The organism is Streptomyces sp. NPDC052036 (assembly GCF_040680495.1).
Taxonomy (GTDB): domain Bacteria; phylum Actinomycetota; class Actinomycetes; order Streptomycetales; family Streptomycetaceae; genus Streptomyces.
Window position 1 is genome coordinate 1 of sequence record NZ_JBFAWW010000096.1, and the last position, 4,954, is coordinate 4,954.

Here is a 4,954-nt window from a genome sequence, read left to right on the forward strand (position 1 = left end):
CAACGTCGCCCGAACACGGTTCACTTCATGTGCGTCCACGCAGTCCTCATGCCCCTGAACACGGCACGCAGACAGACCTAACGGAGTCCTACTAGGGCGTGTTTCAGAAGTGGATCTTGATGTGTCAAGATCCACTTCATGGGGAGGCATGATCTGACGAATGCGCAGTGGGCGAAGCTGGAGCCCCTGCTCCCCGCTGGGAAGAAGTCCGGACGACCGCCGGTGCACACCAAGCGGCAGTTGATAGACGGCATACGCTGGCGCACCCGCGCTGGTGCTCCGTGGCGGGACGTTCCCGAGCGGTATGGCCCGTGGGAGACGGTGTACGGGCTGTTCCGACGTTGGCAGCGGGACGGCACTTGGCACCGCATCTTCGAGCAACTGCAGGCCCGGGCCGATGCCGAAGGACTGATCACCTGGGACGTCTCGGTGGACTCCACCATCGCCCGCGCGCACCAGCATGCGGCGGGCGCCCGCAAAAAGGGGATCTGCAGATTGAGCCGCCCGGTGGTGTGTTCACCGAGCCCGCCGACCACGGACTCGGACGCTCCCGGGGCGGGCTGACCACCAAGCTCCACCTGGCGGTCGAGCAGGCCCAGAAGCCGATGTCGCTGGTGATCACGGCGGGACAGCGCGGTGACTCCCCGCAGTTCCAGGTGGTCCTGGGCCGTATCCGGGTGCCTCGGCTCGGGCCGGGCCGTCCGCGTACCAGGCCCGACAAGGTCCGCGCCGACAAGGCGCGGCTCCCGCGCGAACCGCGCCTACCTGCGCAAGCGCGGTATCCGCTCCACGATCCCGGAGAAGCGCGACCAGATCGCCAACCGCAAGAAGCGGGGTTCCCGCGGTGGCCGGCCACCGCAGTTCGACGCGGCCGACTACAAAGAGCGCCACGCCGTGGAGTGCGGAATCAATCGCCTCAAGCGCCATCGCGCGGTGGCCACGAGGTACGACAAGCTCGCCGTCCGCTATGAGGCGACAGTGCTGGTCGCGGCCATCAACGACTGGCTGTGACCAGCACTTTCGAAACACGCCCTAGCGGTGTCCCTCCGGCGTGCTGATCCCAGTGAGTCGGTCGTCACTGGCCCAGTGGTACGTCCAGATGCGCTGACCCCGGGCCCGTGGTGGGGGAAAGAGGGTGGCCGGATGGCCGCCTCCCGTCGCCTGCCTGCCGCCGGTCTTCCGTTTGGCGGAGGCGGTCGAACGGGGCCGCGGTTCCGCTGGGAGTTCTCCGACTTCAGCGGGTGCCGCGCCAGGCGAGGGCGCCGCCGTCGATCAGCCACTCGACGCCGTTGACGAACAGCGTTCGGTCGCTGGCAAGGAAGCAGACGAGTTCGGCGATCTCCTCGGGACGGCCGAGCCGGGGCACCAGGTGGGTGCCGGTCATCGCCTGCATCATCGCGGCGCTGTCCTCGGCGGCCGACATGTACCCGGCCACCATCTCGGTCTCCGTCAGACCGGGGGCGATGCTGTTGACCCGAATGCCCGACGGCGCGAGTTCGAGGGCGAGGTTCTTGGTCAGCAGGCTCAGCCCGCCCTTGGCCGCGCCGTAGGCCACGCAGTTGGGGAAGGCGGTGAACGCACCGGTCGAGCCTGTGTTGATGATCGACGGGTTGCGCTTGCTGAGTCTGAGGTGGGGCAGGGCGTACTTGGCGCACAGCCACGCGCCCCGCAGGTTCACGCCGAGCACCTGGTCGAAGGTCTCGACGCTCATGTCCGCCAGGGACACCTGCGGGCTGATCGCCGTTTCGTTGACCCCGGCGTTGTTGTGCAGCACGTCGATGCCGCCGTAGGCGTCAACCGTGGCGGCCACGAGCGCGTCGACCTGGTCGGGGTCGCGGACGTTGCAGGCCACGAACGTGGCTTCGCCGCCGTCCGCGCGTATCTCGCCGGCGACCAGCTCACCCGCCGCCTCGCGGGTGCCGGCCACCACGACGTTGGCACCGTAACCGGCTGCCGCGCGCGCGGTGCTCGCGCCGATCCCCCGGGTGGCGCCGGTGATGAGAAACGTCATGTCATGGAAGTCGTACGACACTGTGGCTGCCTCCGCGACGTGGGCTGTGGGTGCCCAGAGGTTTACGTCGTCGGGATATTAGTGTCCCGAAGCGGAGTCCGACGACTTTGCGAATCACTTCACATCGCATTGCCGTACGCGTCGGGCAGGGTTTGCTCGCCCGGAGCTCGGAACCGGCCTCGACTGGTCGTGTTGCAGGGGCCGTCGTACGAGGAGCTTGCCGCGCTGGTCGCTGTGCAGGCCCGCGTGATCGACGAGCTGCGGGCCGAGACCGCTGAGCTGCGGACCGGGGTCGCCGGGTTGAAACGCCGGTTGGGGATGGACTCCACCAACAGCAGGCCACCCTCGTCGGACGGGCTGGAGAAGAAGGCGACACGGTCGCAGCGTGAGCGGTCGAAGGAGCGCAGGCCGGGTCGGGCGGGCCGCTCGTTGCAGCCAGTGACGGAGCCCGACCGTGTGGAGCGGGTCGAGCCAGCTGAATGCGCCGCGTGCAGCAGTCCGCTGTCCAGTGCGGTGGAGGAGGGTTTCCGGGCGGTCCAGGTCTTCGACATCCCGCTGATCGAGCGGGAAGTGACCGAGGTGCGCCTGCTCCGGCGCTGCTGCTGGTGCGGGGTGGTGACCTGCGGTCAGGCGCTGCCGGGGATCAGCGGTCCGGCCTGCTACGGGCCGAACCTGCGGGCCTTCGTGACGCTGCCGGCCGCGGAGGGGCAGATCAGTACCGAGCGGACCGCGAAGCTGACCGCCGGGCTGCTGGATGTGGAGGTGTCCTGCGGGTTCGTCGACCGCTGTCTGTCGCGGCTGGGTGCGCCGCTCGACCGGTTCGAGGCGAAGCTGAAGCAGGCCCTGCGCCGGTCGCAGGTGCTGGGCGCGGACGAGAGTCCGATCAGCCTGGCCGGTGAGCGCGGCTACGCCTACACCGTCCGAGCCACCGGCTTGACCTGGTACAGAGCAGCGGACAATCGCGGGCATGCCGCGCTGGACGGCTTCGGCATCCTGCCCGGTTATGATGGTGTGTTGATCCGGGACGACAGCGTCGGCTACCACAAGTACGACAGTCACCTGGCGGGGGTGCAGTTGTGCTGCGCGTACCTGCTGCGGGACCTTCAGGGCGTCATCGACAACGCACCCGACCAGGAGCGTGCCGCCTGGGCGAGGGCCGCCCAGCGGATCCTGTGCGAGACCGGGAAGAGAGTTGAGCAGGCCCACGCCGCCGGACACACCACCCTGCACGAGAGCGAACACGCCCGGATCGAGAAGGAGTTCCTGAACGTCGCCCGGTGCGGGATCAGCGTCAACCCGCACAGTGGAGGGAAGAAGCCCACGGCCCGCCAACTTGCCGAGCGCCTCGTCGACAGGAGCCATCCAGTCCTCCGCATCACCCGGGATTTCACGCCCGGACTCACCTGGACCAACAACGCATCCGAACAGGCCCCGCGGGACATCAAGGCCAAGATGAACGTCAGAGGCTGCCGGCGCGGCCCGACCGGAGCCCGCCGCTACCTACGCATCCGCTCCTACCTGACCACCGCCCGCGCCCACGGGCTCACCGCCTTGCACGCCATCCACGCGCTCACCGGCACCCCATGGCTCCCAACCGCCGCCGCGTGACCACCCCGTGACTGGACACTTTGTGGCGACCGGGAAAGGCCGTCGCCCAGGCTCGGGTAGTTACGGCAGCTGTAGATAGCTGCTGTTGAGCTTTCTGATCATGGTGTGGTGCCGGCGTACGCGTGCCAACGGCGGTGGCAGAGGCGGACGCGGTGTTGATGGCGGCGGCGCCAGGTAGACCACCACAGCAGGTGGTCGCGGTCTCGTCGGGGTGGCGGAAGGATCAAGGCCCGTAGCAGGCGGAGAAGTTCGTGGCTGCTGAGGGGGATGAGGTCGGCCTCGGCGGGATCGTTCCGGCCGGTCTGGGCGGCACGATCAAGAGCAGCGGCGACAGCCAGGAAAGCGTAGGCGACCAGGGCGATCACGCTCCAGCGGTGCCAGGAGTTCCAGCAGGTGACCTGGCCTTTGTCGAGGTGGCAGACCTCCTTCGCGTCCTGGAAGTCGTCCTCTACCCGCCACCTGCGGCACACCAGTGACACCAGTCTTGCCAGCGTCACCGGTCCCGGGGCGAAGCAGCGGTAGTAGGACACGGTGCGGGTATAGCGGTGTCGGCGGACCAGCAATACGGACGTCCCCGTGTCGAGGTCGTGTCCGTCGGGGGTGTCGTCGGCAGTGACCTCGATCATCGCCCAGTCGTAGTCGCGTATGCCCTTCTGCCCCGTGCCGGTCCGCATCCGCTGCCAGGCCCGCTTCGGCAGCCGGGCGGCGGCCCGGGTCACGCCCAGCTTCGCGGCCGGGGTGGTGACCTGGTGATTGGAGCGCACTCCCACGACGTAGCCCAGGCCCAGCTCGCGGCAGGCGGTACGCAACTCCCGCCCTCCGTAGACCTCGTCACCCAGGAAGAAGGATGCGGATATGCCCTGCCGGCCGGCGGCGCGGAGCATGTGGGCCGCGAGTTGCGGCTCGCTCGCGAAGCACAGCTCGTCGGGAACACCGGTCAGCTCACGACGCTCCTCGTCGCCGGCCCACTCCCTGGTGAAGTACAGGCGCCGGTCGATCAGGCAGTGCCAGGCGGACGTGGCGAAGGTGAGGTGCACGGCGACCTGGCACAGATCCACGCCTTTGACCGAGCCGGAGTACTGGCGTGCTGCGGCCACCGCGTCGGTCGAGGACTTCGCGTCCCCCGTCTCGTCCGCGATCAGAATCCCGTCGCCGTCGTCGAGCAGGTCCACGGCCCAGGCCGCCGTCCGCTTGAGCACCGCTTGTTCGTCCCACACCGCACGGGACAGCAGATGGTGCAGGCCCCGCTCACCGATCGCTTCGGCCAGGCTCCAGCAGTTGACGTCTTCGAGCTCCATCAGCATGCCCCGCGTCATCCGCGCGAACGTCTCCCTG

Annotated in this window: 3 protein-coding genes and 1 pseudogene; 2 read left to right on the forward strand and 2 right to left on the reverse strand. The window is 68.6% G+C overall.

What is annotated here, in order from left to right:
• The first annotated feature begins 138 nt into the window (after positions 1-138).
• Positions 139-1,011, forward strand: a pseudogene (locus tag AB0L95_RS41745) (IS5 family transposase).
• Positions 1,012-1,234: 223 nt separating this feature from the next.
• Here AB0L95_RS41745 and AB0L95_RS41750 read toward each other — a convergent pair.
• Positions 1,235-2,011: a glucose 1-dehydrogenase gene (locus tag AB0L95_RS41750; RefSeq protein ID WP_365171848.1), complete on the reverse strand. Its 777-nt coding sequence runs from the start codon at positions 2,009-2,011 to the stop codon at positions 1,235-1,237.
• A 192-nt stretch (positions 2,012-2,203) separates the two neighbouring features.
• Here AB0L95_RS41750 and AB0L95_RS41755 point away from each other — a divergent pair, with 192 nt between their 5' ends.
• Positions 2,204-3,619: a transposase gene (locus tag AB0L95_RS41755; protein ID WP_365171850.1), complete on the forward strand. Its 1,416-nt coding sequence runs from the start codon at positions 2,204-2,206 to the stop codon at positions 3,617-3,619.
• 98 nt (positions 3,620-3,717) lie between these two features.
• Here AB0L95_RS41755 and AB0L95_RS41760 read toward each other — a convergent pair.
• The coding region (locus AB0L95_RS41760; protein ID WP_365171852.1) for an IS701 family transposase at positions 3,718-4,954 on the reverse strand (1,237 nt) is incomplete at its 5' end.

What these genes read in the sequence shown, in the direction of transcription:
- AB0L95_RS41750 (WP_365171848.1), bottom strand. Translation starts at nt 2,011, where the DNA reads ATGACGTTTCTCATCACCGGCGCCACCCGGGGGATCGGCGCGAGCACC.